This is a genomic window from Alkalihalobacillus sp. MEB130, assembly GCF_032335535.1.
GTDB lineage: Bacteria > Bacillota > Bacilli > Bacillales > Bacillaceae_D > Halalkalibacter.
On the sequence record NZ_JAOANA010000021.1, the window covers coordinates 1 to 16,066 of the forward strand.

16 protein-coding genes and 2 rRNA genes are annotated in these 16,066 nt (G+C 39.1%); 16 read left to right on the forward strand and 2 right to left on the reverse strand.

Annotated features, from left to right (window positions below; all coding sequences use genetic code 11):
* Both N0O92_RS18220 and rrf read left to right on the forward strand, forming a co-directional pair.
* A 23S ribosomal RNA gene (locus N0O92_RS18220) occupies nucleotides 1-173 on the forward strand; the annotation flags it as partial.
* 102 nt (nucleotides 174-275) lie between these two features.
* Nucleotides 276-391 (forward strand): 5S ribosomal RNA (rrf, locus tag N0O92_RS18225).
* A 633-nt stretch (nucleotides 392-1,024) separates the two neighbouring features.
* Here rrf and N0O92_RS18230 read toward each other — a convergent pair.
* Both N0O92_RS18230 and N0O92_RS18235 read right to left on the reverse strand, forming a co-directional pair.
* The gene (locus N0O92_RS18230; protein ID WP_315616098.1) at nucleotides 1,025-1,708 is read right to left on the reverse strand and encodes a hypothetical protein; all 684 of its coding nucleotides are present in this window, start codon (nucleotides 1,706-1,708) and stop codon (nucleotides 1,025-1,027) included.
* Between the two features lie 616 nt (nucleotides 1,709-2,324).
* Nucleotides 2,325-3,062, reverse strand: a complete 738-nt coding sequence (locus tag N0O92_RS18235; protein WP_315616099.1) for a potassium channel family protein — start codon at nucleotides 3,060-3,062, stop codon at nucleotides 2,325-2,327.
* A 371-nt stretch (nucleotides 3,063-3,433) separates the two neighbouring features.
* Here N0O92_RS18235 and N0O92_RS18240 point away from each other — a divergent pair, with 371 nt between their 5' ends.
* The 14 genes from N0O92_RS18240 (at nucleotide 3,434) to phoU (ending at nucleotide 16,065) form a co-directional block, all read left to right on the forward strand.
* Complete coding sequence (locus N0O92_RS18240) at nucleotides 3,434-5,074, forward strand: DUF2339 domain-containing protein (protein ID WP_315616100.1); 1,641 nt, start codon at nucleotides 3,434-3,436, stop codon at nucleotides 5,072-5,074.
* A 177-nt stretch (nucleotides 5,075-5,251) separates the two neighbouring features.
* The gene (locus N0O92_RS18245) at nucleotides 5,252-6,484 is read left to right on the forward strand and encodes a Bcr/CflA family efflux MFS transporter (RefSeq protein WP_315616101.1); all 1,233 of its coding nucleotides are present in this window, start codon (nucleotides 5,252-5,254) and stop codon (nucleotides 6,482-6,484) included.
* Between the two features lie 91 nt (nucleotides 6,485-6,575).
* Nucleotides 6,576-7,019, forward strand: coding sequence for a DUF4430 domain-containing protein (locus N0O92_RS18250; RefSeq protein ID WP_315616102.1), 444 nt, complete (start codon nucleotides 6,576-6,578; stop codon nucleotides 7,017-7,019).
* A gap of 5 nt (nucleotides 7,020-7,024) precedes the next feature.
* Nucleotides 7,025-7,540 carry an ECF transporter S component gene (locus tag N0O92_RS18255; RefSeq protein WP_315616103.1) on the forward strand — a complete coding sequence of 172 codons (516 nt, stop codon included), beginning with the start codon at nucleotides 7,025-7,027 and terminating at the stop codon, nucleotides 7,538-7,540.
* A 180-nt stretch (nucleotides 7,541-7,720) separates the two neighbouring features.
* On the forward strand, nucleotides 7,721-8,389 hold the full coding sequence (gene tenA, locus N0O92_RS18260) for a thiaminase II (protein ID WP_315616104.1): 669 nt from the start codon (nucleotides 7,721-7,723) through the stop codon (nucleotides 8,387-8,389).
* A gap of 141 nt (nucleotides 8,390-8,530) precedes the next feature.
* Complete coding sequence (locus tag N0O92_RS18265) at nucleotides 8,531-8,710, forward strand: hypothetical protein (RefSeq protein ID WP_315616105.1); 180 nt, start codon at nucleotides 8,531-8,533, stop codon at nucleotides 8,708-8,710.
* Between the two features lie 32 nt (nucleotides 8,711-8,742).
* Nucleotides 8,743-8,883, forward strand: a complete 141-nt coding sequence (locus tag N0O92_RS18270) for a hypothetical protein (protein WP_315616106.1) — start codon at nucleotides 8,743-8,745, stop codon at nucleotides 8,881-8,883.
* Nucleotides 8,884-8,953: 70 nt separating this feature from the next.
* The gene (gene trpB / locus N0O92_RS18275; RefSeq protein WP_315616107.1) at nucleotides 8,954-10,108 is read left to right on the forward strand and encodes a tryptophan synthase subunit beta; all 1,155 of its coding nucleotides are present in this window, start codon (nucleotides 8,954-8,956) and stop codon (nucleotides 10,106-10,108) included.
* Between the two features lie 366 nt (nucleotides 10,109-10,474).
* The gene (locus N0O92_RS18280; RefSeq protein WP_315616108.1) at nucleotides 10,475-11,218 is read left to right on the forward strand and encodes a glycerophosphodiester phosphodiesterase; all 744 of its coding nucleotides are present in this window, start codon (nucleotides 10,475-10,477) and stop codon (nucleotides 11,216-11,218) included.
* A 74-nt stretch (nucleotides 11,219-11,292) separates the two neighbouring features.
* The gene (locus N0O92_RS18285; RefSeq protein WP_396334548.1) at nucleotides 11,293-12,243 is read left to right on the forward strand and encodes a carbohydrate ABC transporter permease; all 951 of its coding nucleotides are present in this window, start codon (nucleotides 11,293-11,295) and stop codon (nucleotides 12,241-12,243) included.
* Nucleotides 12,240-13,049 carry a carbohydrate ABC transporter permease gene (locus tag N0O92_RS18290; RefSeq protein WP_315616109.1) on the forward strand — a complete coding sequence of 270 codons (810 nt, stop codon included), beginning with the start codon at nucleotides 12,240-12,242 and terminating at the stop codon, nucleotides 13,047-13,049. The genes N0O92_RS18285 and N0O92_RS18290 overlap by 4 nt, the downstream gene beginning before the upstream one ends.
* Nucleotides 13,050-13,071: 22 nt before the next feature.
* Nucleotides 13,072-14,415 (forward strand): ABC transporter substrate-binding protein, encoded by a 1,344-nt coding sequence (locus N0O92_RS18295; RefSeq protein WP_315616110.1) that lies wholly within the window; start codon nucleotides 13,072-13,074, stop codon nucleotides 14,413-14,415.
* A gap of 305 nt (nucleotides 14,416-14,720) precedes the next feature.
* Complete coding sequence (locus N0O92_RS18300; protein ID WP_315616111.1) at nucleotides 14,721-15,308, forward strand: glycerol-3-phosphate responsive antiterminator; 588 nt, start codon at nucleotides 14,721-14,723, stop codon at nucleotides 15,306-15,308.
* Between the two features lie 109 nt (nucleotides 15,309-15,417).
* Complete coding sequence (gene phoU / locus N0O92_RS18305) at nucleotides 15,418-16,065, forward strand: phosphate signaling complex protein PhoU (protein ID WP_315616112.1); 648 nt, start codon at nucleotides 15,418-15,420, stop codon at nucleotides 16,063-16,065.
* Nucleotide 16,066 lies beyond the last annotated feature (1 nt).

Consider the following 16,066-nt stretch of genomic DNA (forward strand, 5'->3'; position numbering starts at 1 on the left):
TGTGGACGGGATAAGTGCTGAAAGCATCTAAGCATGAAGCCCCCCTCAAGATGAGATTTCCCATGGAGTTAATCCAGTAAGACCCCTTAGAGATGATGAGGTTGATAGGTCTGGTGTGGAAGCGTGGCGACACGTGGAGCTGACAGATACTAATCGGTCGAGGACTTATCCAATATATTCTTGAAACGTTTCTATTACGCATTATCTAGTTTTGAGAGAGCTATCTCAAATGTGAACTACGATAACCTTTTGGTAATCCGATGTTCAATATATAGTCTGGTGGCGATAGCGAAGAGGTCACACTCGTTCCCATGCCGAACACGATCGTTAAGCTCTTTTGCGCCGATGGTAGTTGGGGGCTTCCCCCTGTGAGAGTAGGACGTTGCCAGGCAGATAAAAGACAATCCATTGGATTGTCTTTTTTTGTGCGCATAAACTAAATGTTCAGGCGCTGAAGAGCACTGTTCCGGAGGAACAGCACCTTCTTCAAATAAGCCGATGATTACATCGTGAGTAAACTTCTCCCGAAACAACATCATGTCCCCCTGTGAGACGAACCCTTTCTCTTCGTAACACGACGTGGGACACTTCCGAGAAATCACTTCATGGAAATCATCCTCGTAGAAGAGAAAGGGTGAGTCCGAGCTGTTTCTCTTCGTAATACAACGTGAGATCGACCTAAGAGACACTTCATGCCCATCTTCCCCGTAGAAGAGAAATAGCGAGCCAGGACGTTGCCAGGCAGAAAAAAACCAATTCAATGGTGAAGTGTTTTTTTATGCATGAACAAAATGTTCAAGGCACTGAAGAGCGCTGTTCCTGAGAAACAGCATCTTCTACACTAAGCCGACGGTTACATCGTGATTATACTACTTGGAATACATCATGTTCCCCTGTGAGACGAACCCTTATCCCTTCGTAACACGACATGAGATACTTGCAGCTAGAGAAATAAGAAACATTAAAAAAAGCGAATCACATTATAGTAATTCGCTTTGAGCCGAAGTGTTTGGAACATGGGAGATTAATACTGCATGGCTTCTGCGATTGTTTCGTACGTTAAGCCTAAACCGTCTTCGACGATCACTCGAAGTTCAACCTCATTCAAATCCTGAACTTCGCCTTCCAAATCTACATAATTATGATAATTCAGGTACTCGCTGTATTCGTCGCTATGAAAATCTTGAGATCCAGCCAATAAATCAAACTCTCTGTTCACAGTACCATTAACATATAAAAAGGCTTTGGCTGTTTTTATTTTAAAGGACTCTTTGGAACCCGTCAGATTTAATTCTGCTTCGATTAAATTGTGAATATTCACGTTAAAATCGACATGCCCATTCTCGCTATAATGCAAATAAGCATCTGTCATAATTCGCGTATCAAGTAGTTGCTTGAATTCTAAATTTAATAAGGTCTCGCTTCGCTTACCTTCTGTTGAGCTGGCAAGTATTTGAGTTTCATAGTTGCCTCTCAGAGGAAATGTGTATTCAAGGGAGTAATTTAACCCGTTCCGATTCGTAACTTCCAGTTCAGTCCAATCCTTGGAATCGACCTCTCGGTACATAAATGATAGTTGCTCTTGTTCTGAAAGCTCGCGCACTCCCCATTCCAATAGTACTTTGATAGTGTTTTTCTCAAAATCAACATTCAGTATTTTATATTCTTTTTTCATGACCCATAATTGTTCTTGTAAAAATTCATCCATTTTCATTTCCACTTGAGAAGAAACAGTATGTACGGAATTGGAAATTTCTCGAACATCATCTTGCAAACTATTAAGTGTATGAAGCTGTTGATCAATGCGGGTAACCTGATTATAGTTCACTGCAGATAGGATAATGAGAATGGCAATAGCTGCACTAACAAGTATGAAATACGGTTTAATAATGCATCCCCCCTAGGTTTATAGATTTACAATCTCTGCTAAAGTTCCGCTTTTGTTAGAGTGTTCAAGTCAACTAAAGGAAAAAAGGTTTGGTACCCAATTATACCCTCCTTATTTTACCATTTTATAATGAAGGATTATATAAAAACTAACAAACACAAAGCCAATAATCCATCTGATCACTTAAAGAGAATGTGTCTTACTTTATGAAGCGTTAAGCTATGGAATTGGAAAAGCAGCCATTAGTATTAACCTTGTAACTGATACAAACGATGCTTACTCAAATGATCAAGCAACAAACGAGTGGAGTGGAGCTTGTTATTTCATTTATACATGGAACGATGCTGTAATTTCCATTACTAAGTAGAGAAAAAGAGTTAAGAAAAGAAGCATAGGCGGTTGCTTATGCTTCTTTAAGATACTGGCCGTTTGAATCCTATCTTGTTGTAGGATCTTTGTACGTGTCGATAATTGATTTTAATCGTTCTAATTCCTTGTTGTTCATAGAATGGATTCGACTAACCTCGTTTTTTAAGTACGTGATCGTATGGTCTTGCTCTTCTTCCTTTTCTCTATTTTCTTGCATGAAGTAAGAAGCAATCGAACTAGTGACCATCCCAAGTAGGCCAATTCCAAAGAGCATTAAAACGATAGCAATCAATCGCCCGACAATTGTAACGGGGGAAATGTCACCATAACCGACAGTCGTAGCAGTTACTATGGCCCACCAAACGGCATCCGTATAAGTTGGAATGGATGGTTCAAGCAATTGAATCGGAATGGCAGCAACAAAAATAAGAATAAAAAGTGTAGCAAGCACTCTGTCTAGATGATTGGTTCGTATTACTTGGTAGAAAGGCTTTAAATAATGGCTGATGATTGCAAAGGCTCTCAATAAACGAACTAGACGAGCTAATCGGGCCAGTCGAAAAATATTATCTAATGGAATAATCGCAATAATATCAAATGGGTTACGTTTAACATACTCCCACTTATTTTCACTGACGATAAAGCGTACACTAACATCCACAACAAAGATCATCCAAATATAATAATCTAGATTTTGAATGAATGGATTTTCGCTCATCATAAAAATGACAGAAGTTAAAGCTAACAGTGCCATAGCTATTTCATATGTAAACAAAATTTTCGGATGGATGGTTGCTTTTTTCATGCGAGATCATCCTTTTCTTCATGAATTAAACCTTATTCATTCCGGTGTATGTATTACTTTTACCAATTGAACAGTTTTGCATGTATGAATAAAATGATTGAGACAAAGAGGGGGGCTCTTCCCAATTTAATCGCACCTAATATGAATGGAAAGACAAGTTCAAGGTCGAAGCACTTTCTACTTTTTATATAACCTTTACTAAACGTAAAACAAGGGCAGTTGCTCGAGTCTTGCGTTATTTTCATTTGACCAACATTATAGCTTGCATGTTTTATGCTTGTTACAAATAAACTGGTTGAAAATTCCAATTATTCAACCCAACCTTTATTGATAATGGTAAAATTAAGAAAAGGTGTTGTGGAGGAGAGGGAATGACAAATGAACAAAAAGTTCAAGAGCTAGAAGAACGAATACAGAAATTGGAGAGTGAAGTCGGACGATTGACTGAGCTGGTGAAGGAAACGAAAGACTCTAAGGCAAAAGAAAGAGAGAAAGCTCCTATTCAGCCTAGAATAGCACCGAATAGACCCATTCAACACCCACGACCTAAAAAGGACATCGACTATGAAAGATTAATTGGGCAAGTATGGTTGCCAAGAATTTTTATTATTGTGCTGTTACTTGGGGTTTTATGGGGGTTCAAAGCGTTAATTGATGTTGGTGTGATTAATGAAATAGTCCGGGTTCTATTAGGATACGTAGCATCTGCTTTGTTGCTTTGGTTTGGGTATCATCAGTTTAGGCATAAGCGAAACACTCTTGGGCAAGTGTTGTATGGCGGAGCGATTGTGGTTTTGATCTTAAGTACGTTTGCTGGGAATGCTTTATATGGATTGATTCCTGGGTTTATAGCGTTTGTACTTAATGTGTTGTGGGTAGGAGCAGGAATCTATTTCGCTCATACACATAAATCTCAATCAATAGCAGTATTGTCATCCATTGCTGGTTTCTTCGTTCCTTTTTTAGTGCAAGGTACATCAACAAATGTGTATTTGTTTGTTGGCTATGAAATTTTATTTTTCCTTGGACTGCTTTATTTTGCTTTGCTAAAAGCTTATGTCACTCTTTACTATGTATCTACAATATTCCTGCATGTATCCCTACTAGCTTATTTAATGTTCACGGGTGATGGCAGTACATTTATTTTAGCTGGGGTCATTATTCAACACATCTTCTTACTAGGTGCTTTCTTCTTACGAAACGTGTTTGTCAACAAGCAAAAGGCTATGTTAGTAAGTAGTTTCGTTTTGACACATATTTGGGTAGCCTCAACTAGCCATTTTGATCAAGCGATCTTTCTTGTTGTTGCCTTTTTGATGTATGTTGGTTTCTCTTACGTACAAAGGAAAACAGATAACCTTCATGTGTTTATGCCGATTGCAACGTATGCGCTCGCGATGTTACTGGCTGATGTGTTCCGTTTTGAGTATATGAGTGTGTTCTTGCTTATTCAAGGTATGGTGGCGTTATATGTTGGATTCTTTACAAGAGCGAAATTGCAAATTGTATTTGCCTGCATTGTATACGCATTTGGTGCTATGATAACCATTTTTACACCCATTTCTAGCGTGGCTTCATATGAGACTATTGCTTGGATTATTCTAATTGGAAGCATGATTGCTTTAAGAGAGTTGATTTCTTTCTTTCAGGCAACTTTTAAAAAGTCATACGACTATAAAGCAATGCTGAATTTTTTATTTGGTAGTACGGCTTTGTTGATTTTAGCTTTTATTACACAGATAGGGAATGTGGCCACTGCCGATTACGCACAAACGGTTCAGAACGTTACGGTCTCAGTACTCTGGGCTAGTTATGCGATTGTAGGGGTAGTTTTAGGGGTACTGAAAGACAGTAAGTATGTCCGCCTGCTTGGTGTTGCTTTGCTGTTCTTAACGTTATTAAAAGTCATCTTTATCGACATTGAAGCAATCTCCATTTTTGTTCGAGCGATCTTATTTATTGGATTGGGCGCCGTTGGTGTAGCACTTTCTAGGTTGTTTTATAAAAAGTAACGGTTGACCAACGTTTCGTATAACAAGGAAAAAATACTCGGAAAGTAACATGGTAACTCCGTAATGGGGGCGGGATGTTACTTTTCTTTGTGTTCATTCATACTAAAGTCAGATATACTAGTAATCTACTAAATGTTTTTAGACTCCTAGAAAAACAAGAAAGGTGTTATATGATGTATGTTACATAATCCAACTGGAAAAGAACGGTTAGCTTTAGCTTTTCTGCTCGGGATGCTTGCTGTATTAGGACCGCTTAATATAGATATGTATTTACCGAGTTTTCCTGAAATAGCTGATGATTTAGGAGCTCGTGCTTCTCTTGTACAACTAAGTTTAACTGCTTGTTTGATTGGACTTGCCGTTGGTCAGGTCGTTGTAGGGCCCATTAGTGATGCGCAGGGTAGAAAGAAACCGTTATTAATTTCGCTCTTTTTATTTGCGCTCGCTTCTCTTCTTTGTGCTTTGGCTTCGAATATTTTTGTGTTGGTTATCGCGCGCTTTTTGCAAGGTTTTACAGCGGCAGCGGGAGTTGTGATTTCACGTGCGGTTGTCCGTGATGTGTTTAGTGGGCGTGAATTGACAAAGTTCTTTGCACTATTAATGGTCATTAATGCAGTTGCGCCAATGGCTGCACCCATTGCTGGAGGAGCTATTTTGCTTTTGCCTTTTGCAAGCTGGAATACGATTTTTTATTTTTTAAGTTTGATTGGTCTTTTGATTGTGTTGGTCGTTGCCATGAAATTAAAGGAGACTTTACCCGCGGAAAAACGAATTCCTAGTACAGTAGGGCATTCTGTAAGGACGATGGGGAGCTTGTGTAAAGATCGATCGTTTATTGGATATGCATTAACGGTTGGATTCATTCATGGTGGAAGTTTTGCGTATGTAGCCGGAACGCCTTTTGTGTATCAGGGAATATACGAAGTGTCGCCTCAAGTATTTAGTGTGTTATTTGGAATCAATGGCTTAGCCATTATTTTGGGAAGCTTTATCATTGGACGCTTCGGGGGAATCGTGCATGAAAGAACGTTGCTGCAAATCGGCGTTTTAGTTGCGGTAAGTGCAACCTTATTCTTGCTCATGATGACGGTAATCCAAGGCCCATTGGCGACTCTTGTCATTCCGATCTTTATATACATGACGTCCATGGGGATGATTACAACCAGTACATTTACACTGGCGATGGAACACCAAGGACATCGTGCAGGAAGTGCTAGTGCGTTGTTAGGAACGTTCTCATTAGTGATTGGATCCATGGTCTCGCCGCTTGTTGGAATGAATGAATCAACGGCTATACCAATGGGGTTCATTTTATTTGTTACTTCGTTAATTGGCTCTGCTGCGTTTTTTCTATTGACAAAGAAACAACAGGACGTAATGAGGATGGAAAGGAAAGTCGAAGGAAGATAGAGGCAAGATTCCGCACTCACTTGAACTTTTATACATTCTTACCAAGTAGGCGGATAAACTATTATCGATATTAATTTGGAGGGGAACTCATATGAGACTTATGTTTTCGATTTTGTTTGCAGTATTGTTAACCATTACCGGTTGTGGAGCGAATAATGAGGCGGTGGAAGATCCGGTTCAAGACCCAGCCCAAGAGGAGACGCCTGCTGATACACAAGATGATGTAGAAGAAGGTGTTGAAGAACCATATGTCACCATTGTACTAAGTCAAGATGATCAAGAAAATGTAGTAAGTGAGAATACGGTATCGTTTGAAGAAGGCCAAACACTTATGGATGTGATGCAGGAACATTATGAAATTACAACTGCGTATGAAGGAGCTTTTATATCTGGTATAAACGGAATAGAATCAGACGATGAAACATCTAGTTATTGGCTCTATACGATAAACGGGGAAGAGGCGTTAGTAGGTGCTAATGAGTATGAACTTGAGCATGAGGACATGATCCATTTTCATTACGCGTCACTTGAATAAAAGAAATGCCGATTCGTCGAATCACGTTGCTCGCCATGTTAAGTGCGCTTTGTGTAGTTGGGCGTATGGCATTTGTCCATATTCCTAATGTACAGCCAGTCACGTCTATTATTATTATAACAGCCATGTTCCTTGGACCTAGTAATGGCCTCATTTTAGGGTTCATTAGTACAGTGTTGACGAATATGGCTTTAGGAACAGGAATTTGGACCGTTTGGCAAATTGTTTCTTGGTCTCTGATCGGTCTCGTATCAGGTTGGCTTGGACGTGCTCATTCTAAATGGGGTATTCCATTTATTTTGCTCATCATGTACGCTGGTTTTTGTGGCTATTTATATGGCTTTGTTATCTCGTTAAATATGTTGGTGATTACTGAACGTTTTTTAGCTTACTATTTAGCAGGATTGCCATTTGATACAAATCATGCGATTGGGAATATGGTTTTCTTCGCTCTTTTGTATCCTATTTTAAGTAAGATTTTAATGCATTATTTGAACAAAGGTTCATTTACTTCGGTATAATGTTGAGCATAAAAGAGGGACTTCTTTTAAGAAGTCCTCTTTCTTTTCTGGGAATGAAAAGAACTGAAATATTGCAGGAAAAGTGGCTGGAGCGCAATGGAACGAACATATGGAGAACAGTACTTCATCATTACAAAGAATGCGAAGAACAGCCGTTTGACTAAAAGGGAGGATGACGTGATGAAGTTTTCAGAACACCTGCGTAAAAATGTAGAGTCGATTTGGGAGGCAAGCTTTGACCACCCATTTGTTCGAGGAGTAGCAGATGGTTCATTGCCACTAGAGTGTTTTACATATTATGTGCAACAAGATTCTTTTTACCTTTCTCGATTTGCCCAAGTACAAGCCATTGGGGCGGCGAAAGCACTGGATTTTCATACAACATCACAAATGGCCTTTCATGCTAAATCCACGTTTGATGCAGAGCATATGTTACATGAAGATTTTGCAAAAGATTTAGGACTAGAAAAAAATAACGAAGGTCATATGGCAGAAGAGCCTGCACCAACCGCTGTCGCTTACACAAATCATCTATTCTCTGTCGCGTATAAGGGGTCTTTAGGAGAGGTCCTTGCAGCGATTCTTCCATGCTACTGGTTGTACTGGGAAATTGGAGAGAGATATAAAGGATCGACACCAGGACATCCTGTTTACCAAAAGTGGATTGATACGTACGGAGATGAATGGTTTGGAACATTGGTGAAAGAACAAATTACTCGTTTGGATGATTGGGCTGAACATGCTTCGGATGAGGAGAAGCAACGAATGGAAACTATTTTTATGAGAAGCAGCCAGTATGAGTATCTGTTTTGGGAAATGGCTTATTCACAGGAAAAGTGGCCGGTGTGATGAGGTTGAATCGGTTATTGCGATAAAAAAGAGCGACATCTGTGTGTAGGTAAGAGCAATCCGCAGAAAATGAGGGGAAGTTGTCCTCATAATTTTAGAAAAATTAATAATAATAACTGTAACGAAAAGGGGGAAAGTGAAATGATGAGTTCAATGATCAACCATATTTTCTGGATTGCTTCTGTATTTAATTGGGGAAGAAGAGTGCAACAGCTAGTTGGATCGAGAAATAATCGTGGTGGAATGTCATTTTTATTACTGGGTTTAGTGGTTGGAGTGACTGCTTCCCTATTGCTTGATAGTCGAGAAAGTAACTTTTAACAAATAAGTTGTTAGGAAAGGGAGAAGTAACGTTGTCGAGAAGAGAGAAAGAGCGAACGGCAGCGTCAAAAGGAGAAAGTAGCGTCGTCGGAAGAGGAAAAGGTGAACCGCCTGACAAAAGGATCTGGAATAAGCATGTAATCGGACTTCATTCAAAAAAGAAGGGGAAATGAATGCCTCTGTCGAATATGGGACATCATAATCGACTAATTGGATAAGAGAGATTTGAAGGGGCGATTCGATATGAGTGAAAAGGGTTTTTTTGGTGAATACGGAGGAAGTTATTTGCCAGAGGATTTGGCAAAAGTATTAGAAATTCTTGATGAACAATTTGAGCAGTATCGAGATGATCCGGACTTTATAAGCGAGTTTCACTATTATTTACGAGAGTTTGTTGGGCGCGAAAATCCGTTAACATTTGCTAAAAATTTAACAGAGCAAGTGGGTGGTGCAAAAATTTACTTAAAACGAGAAGATTTAAATCATACGGGAGCGCATAAAATCAACAATGCGATCGGACAAATTTTATTAGCGAAACGTATGGGCGCTACAAGAATTATTGCTGAAACAGGAGCTGGGCAACATGGTGTCGCTACGGCAACAGCCTGCTCCATCTTTGGCATTGATTGCACGATCTATATGGGAAAACTTGATACAGAACGCCAAGCATTAAATGTATTTCGAATGGAATTGCTTGGAGCAAAAGTCGTTCCGGTTGATCAGGGACAAGGCAGGTTAAAAGATGCCGTTGATGCGGCGTTAGCCGATTTAGTTGAAAACTATCAAAATACGTTTTACTTACTTGGATCAGCAGTAGGACCGCATCCGTTTCCAACAATGGTCAAATATTTTCAATCGGTTATTAGTGAAGAAGCGAAGCGACAAATTCTTGAGAAAGAAGGAAAGCTACCAACGGCTGTTGTTGCTGTGGCAGGCGGTGGAAGCAATGCAATTGGGGCATTTGCTCACTTTATTGACGAAAAAAGTGTTCGCTTAGTAGGGGTTGAGCCAGCCGAGGCACCAACGTTAACAGAAGGAGTTCCTGCGGTAATTCATGGATTTAAATGTCTCACTTTATTAGATGAAAACGGCGAGCCAAAGCCTACGTATTCCATTGCAGCAGGTCTTGACTATCCAGGAATTGGTCCGGAACACAGTTATTTAAAAGAAACAGGTCGGGCTGAATACGCAACGGTTACGGGAGAAGAAGCATTAGAGTGGTTCCAAAAGCTTTCTAAAATGGAGGGAATTATCCCTGCTTTAGAGAGCGCGCATGCCGTGGCTCATGCCGTTAAACTAGCGAAAGAGCTAACAAAGGATGATGTAATGATTGTAAACTTGTCAGGTAGAGGCGATAAAGACGTTCAGCAAGTTTATAACATGCTTCATCAATCATGATTCGTTCCACCCTGATATTTAGGTAGAGGCTTGTATATAAGATTTTCTTATTGATGCAATCTGAAGCTATTTTCCCCTCTTTATAACTAAAAAAAGGAATAATCTTACTATTTGTCTCATTATATAGAAGGAAGAAAGAAGTTTAAGTTAGTTTAAGTTAGTTTAATAGTGGGAATATTCAAAATAATACCTTGTGGAATATGTGAAAATATGGTATGTTTTAAAAACAAACTAAATAAAAAGTAATGGACAGAGTATATAAGAGATCATCCATTCTAAATTTATTTCTAACCCTTCTTTGGGGTGGGTTAGGGGTTTTTTTAGAATTGGTGATCTCTTTTTATTTTGCTTAGGGGAGGAAAAAAATTGGTCACGAAGCCATTAATAATCGCGCATCGAGGGGCATCGGGTGTATCTCCTGAGAACACAATTGCTTCGTTTTTGTTAGGAGTAAAACAAGGATGTGAGGGAATTGAATTAGACGTTCAGCTATCAAAAGATGGAGAATTTGTTGTCATTCATGATTACTCTCTTTATCGGACGACGAATGGTACAGGGTATGTCAACGAGAACAACGTGAGTGACTTGAAGAAGTTAGATGCAGGAAGTTGGTTTCACAAGAAGTATGCAGGGGAAAGAATCCCGTTACTTGAAGAGGTGTTTCTGCATGTCCCGACGAATATAATACTAAATTTGGAAATTAAGTATAGATCAGACAGAAAAGGAGGAGATGAAGAAAAACTGCTAAAGCTAGTTGAAAGGTATGGAAGGTTAGACCAAGTTGTATTTTCTTCTTTTAACCATAAAGCTCTTTACCGTTTGAAACAATTAAACAGTCATGCCAAAATTGGGTTGCTTTATGCTTCTAATTTAGTGAATCATGTGAAGTTAATAAAGACGTTTGGACTTCCATGTTATTCTTTACATCCACACTATCAAACAATTGATTTAGAAGACCTAATTGAAGCCAAACAAGCAGGTATGAATGTGTTTATTTGGACCGTTAACGAAGAAGAAGACGTAAAAAAACTCATCCATCCAAGCGTGACAGGAATTATCACGGACTATCCAGGTAAAGTGAAACAGCAGATAGAGAACTTTATAACGTAACCTTTAATTGAAAGCGCATACAAATATCGTGCCGTTACATGCTATTTTTTTTTAAAAGGAGGGGTCCAGTGAGTATGAATCCAAATTTGCAACAGCCAGACGTTTCCACCAATTCTAACAAACCATTAGATAAGAAACGAAAAAAGCGAGTGAAAGAGTGGAAGCTTTTTGGGGAAGGAATGGTTTATTTATTTCCTGCACTATTAATTTTAGGAGTTTTCCTTTTTTATCCGATGGTCAAAACCCTCTACTATAGTTTCTTCATTACGAATCCAAGAGGAGATACGGTTGTGTTTGTTGGTCTTGAACATTATATCGAACTCTTTAAATCTTCCAACTTTCAAAATAGCTTGATACAAACATTGAAATTCGTCCTTTATACTGTGCCAACAGGTGTGATCATTGCTTTATTTTTGGCTGTTATTGCAAATGAGAAAGTAAAGGGGATTGAATTTTTCCGTGTTATTTTCTCTTCTACGCTAGGTGTGTCGGTCGCAGCCGGAGCGAGTATTTGGTTATTTATGTTTCATCCGAGTATTGGAGTATTTAATAATATCGTTCAAACCTTAGGATTGGAGGCTATTCCTTGGTTAACTTCTAGGCAATGGGCTTTAATTTCTGTATCAGTGACAACCATTTGGATGGGGATTGGTTTTAATTTTATTATTCTTTTAGGTGGCTTGCAAAATATATCTCAAGATTTGTATGAAAGTGCTTTGATAGATGGGGCGGGGTATTTTGCAAGGTTATTTAAAATAACGATCCCAATGTTGTCACCAACCTTGTTTTTTGTTGTGACGGTTACGTTAATTAACTCATTTCAATCATTTGGACAGATTCATATTTTAACTGGTGGGGGACCGAACGAGGCGACGAATATTATTGTTTACTCTATATACAAAGAAGCATTTGAATTCTCAAGGTTTGGAACAGCAAGTGCTCAAGCCATCGTTCTATTTTTCTTCATTTTAGTATTTACTGTATTGCAATTTAAAGTTGGTGAAAAGAAGGTGCATTACCAATGATGAAAAAGATCATCACATACACCCTGTTACTAGTATCTGCTTTCGTTATCTTTTTTCCTATACTTTTTGCGTTAGTGGCGAGTTTTCTAACACCTTCACAACTAAATAGTGGTAACTATATTCCAACATCGATAAGTTTTGCCAACTATCTAAAAGTTTTTCAGGATGTTCCGCTTTTGCAATTTTTAATTAACAGTTTTATCGTGTCTTCAGCTGTTACTGTTGGTCAGTTGCTGTTATGTAGTTTAGCTGCGTATGCGATTGTTTTTATTCCGTTTAAAGGGCGTAATTTGGTTTTCTTTCTATTTCTATCAACGTTGTTAATTCCTTGGGAGGCAGCGATGATTCCCAACTTTGTTACGATTTTAAACTTAGGGTGGCTTAATAGTTACTTAGCTTTAACGGTTCCATTTATTACAACGGCTTTTGGTATTTTCTTGTTGCGTCAACATTTCAAGACGATTCCGCGTGAATTGTATGAATCGGCTCAGATTGATGGTTGCTCACGTTTACGTTTTTATTGGTCGTTTGCTTTGCCTTTATCAGGGCCGATGCTAAGTGCTTTAGGTATTTATGCTTTTTTAACAACATGGAATATGTATTTATGGCCGTTGCTTGTGACAAGTAACAATGATGCGAGAACGGTACAAATAGGGATTCGAATGATGATTTCTCAGGAGTCTGCTACTTCATGGAATACGATTATGGCTGGGGTCATTATTATTTTAATTCCGACTTTGCTTTTACTGTTCCTAGGAATCAAACAAATTCGTCGAGGTTTGATGTCAGGAGCATTGAAAGGATAAATAACAAATAGGGGGAAAAAAGATGGGGAAAAGGTGGTTTCATCATTCGTTATTCGTTGTTTTTGCCTTTGTGTTGCTAACGGTGGTCACAGCTTGTGGCAATAGTTCAAATGAAGCTCAGACTACAGAAGACGGAAAGATTATTGTTGACTTTTGGTATGCATTAGGTGGAAATCTAGGTCAATCCGTTGAGGAGATGGTAGATAACTTTAACAATAGTCAAGACGATATTCAAGTCAATGCCGTGTTTCAAGGAAGCTATGAAGAGTCGTTAACACAAGTGAGACAACTAGCTGGGACGAGTGAGGCCCCTGCTCTAGTCCAAGTGTTTGAAGTAGGAACGAAATATATGATTGAAAGTGGCTACACAGAGCCAATGCAAACATTCATTGATAAAGATAATTTTGATCTGTCTCTGCTTGAAGACAACATATTATCTTATTATCAAGTTGATGGAGATTTACACTCTATGCCATTTAATACATCGAACTCGATTATGGTTTATAACAAAGACATGTTTAAAGAAGCAGGGTTAGACCCTGAAAGTCCTCCAAGAACGTTCTCGGAAGTAAGAGAAGCGGCTAAAGTGCTAAATGATCACTATAATGGGCAAGTGGATGGCTTTTCGGTAATCACACATGGTTGGTTTACAGAGCAAATGATTGCCAATCAAGGTGGATTATTTGTTGATGCAGATAACGGGCGAGCAGGAGAACCAACACAAGCTCTCATAAATGAAGAGCCAGGTCAACGCTGGTTCGAGTGGTTAGCAGACATGAAACAAGATGGCACATTAGGTGATTATGGCCGTGAATGGGATGATCATCGTGCTGCGTTTTTAGCTGGAACGGTTGCTATGTATCTCGATTCAACAGCTTCATTAGCTGGAACAGTTAACAATGCTGAATTTGAAGTGGGAACAGCTTTTATGCCAACGGCTGATGGCATGGATCCTCATGGAGTCATTGTTGGGGGAGCTTCCATTTGGATGATTAGTGATATCCCTGAAGAAGTTCAACAAGCTGCATGGGAATTTGTGAAATATACAGCACAACCAGAAGTTCAAGCTAAATGGGCGGCGGACACAGGTTACTTCCCAATTACGAAAGCTGCGTATGATGAAGACGTGTTGCAACAAAGATATGCCGAGTATCCTCAATTCTTAACAGCTGTTGAACAACTTCAAAATACAACGTTAACACCTGCCACACAAGGGGCGTTAATTGGGGTATTCCCGGAAGCTCGTGAGCGTGTCGTTAATGCCGTAGAAAGCTTACATGATGGAGCAGACCCAATAGAGGCAATCAACCTAGCAAACGATGAGATTAATAGGGAATTGGAAAATTATCGCAGAGCTAATCAGTAATTAGGTAGTTGATGGAATAAGGCTGGACAAAACTAAGGTGTTTAACTGAGAATACGAACGGTTCACAATTTTAGCGGAAGAAATATACGTAGACTCCTGTGGGATCGAAGGCAAGGGTGAGACCCCACAGTGCGTAAGCACGAGGAGGCTCACCAGCCACCCACGGAAAGCGAAGTATATTTCTGGAGCGATTACTTGTATTAACTATCGTAGCGTTCGGATTTCTCATCACCCAAAACTCTTTTGTCCCAGCCTCTTTTCCTCTTTTTTAATCAATCTATTAGACGGAAAAAAGGACTGGTACGATGAGTAGATCCATTGTTGATTTAGTAGAGTCTCAAGTGATTGCTTCGATTGGAAATTCGAATTCAGAAAGTTATTCGAATTTAATTGAGACCGCAGTGAAAAGTCAATCCAATATCGTTTTTATTATGAAAGGCGATCTGTTATCAACAGGAGAACACATTCGGCAATTTAAAGAGGCAGGGAAGTCTGTCTTTATTCATATGGATTTTATTGAAGGTCTATCGAACAATAAAGGTGGGGTCCGGTTCGTCTCAAAGGAATGGGAGCCCGATGGCATCATAACAACGAAAAATCAAGTAATTCCGATTGCCAAACAAGCAGGTTTGCTAACGATTCAGCGTTCTTTTATGATCGATTATAATGCATTTGATCGGACGGTAGCGATGCATCATTCATTGCGACCAGATGCTATTGAAGTGCTTCCTGGGATTATTCCAAGGGTGATTCATGAATTAACGGAAAAAATAGAACTGCCAATTATTGCAGGTGGGCTTATCAAAGAAAAGGAAGAAATTATGGAGGCACTCTCTGCGGGTGCTTTAGCAACTTCAGTAGGAGATCCATCTCTTTGGAATATAGGAATTTAATTATCATGCAAGGGAGATTATAGAGAATCCCACAGAGCCAAAACGGTAGTCTCTGCGTCTGTGGGGTTCTTTTCTATATCTTAGATTTCTAAGAAAGGTGGGGAATGATATGCGAAGTAGTTTGAGATCTTTTACGGATGCCATAACGGACATTCAAAAACAAATCGCTGAAATGGGAAAACTAACAAAACAAGAGTTATTTTTAGCCGTTGGTTCGTTAGTTGTGGAGAATGAAGAGAATAGAAAAGAAGTATATCAATTAGATAAACTCGTTGATCATTACGATGAAAGCATTCATTCATCCATTTTGCAGTTAATAACAATTCAGCCTCCTTTGCCACAGGAATTAAAGATGTTATCTACGATGATACGTATCTCTAGAGAATATGAAAGAATAGGAGATCAAGCAGTCAATATTGCTGACATTGCTCAGTTTTCAAAAATGAAGGTTCGCTCTAAAACATTTGCGATGATTCGTGACATGTCAGCGATTACGACTATGATGGTAGCTGCGAGCATAGAATTATTGATAACAAAGAATGGTGAAATAATTGAGACGATTGTCAGACAAGAGGAGGAGGTGGATCAGTTTTTTCGCGAAATTCAACATCACATCGTTTCAGAGATGCAGCGAGATTCTGCACAAATTGACACGCTTGCTAATCTATTGTTAGTCAATCGCTTTCTTGAACGGACTGCCGATCATGTTGTAAATGTGACACGGCAAGTGGAAAGAAATAACGTCTGGGGGGGTTAGA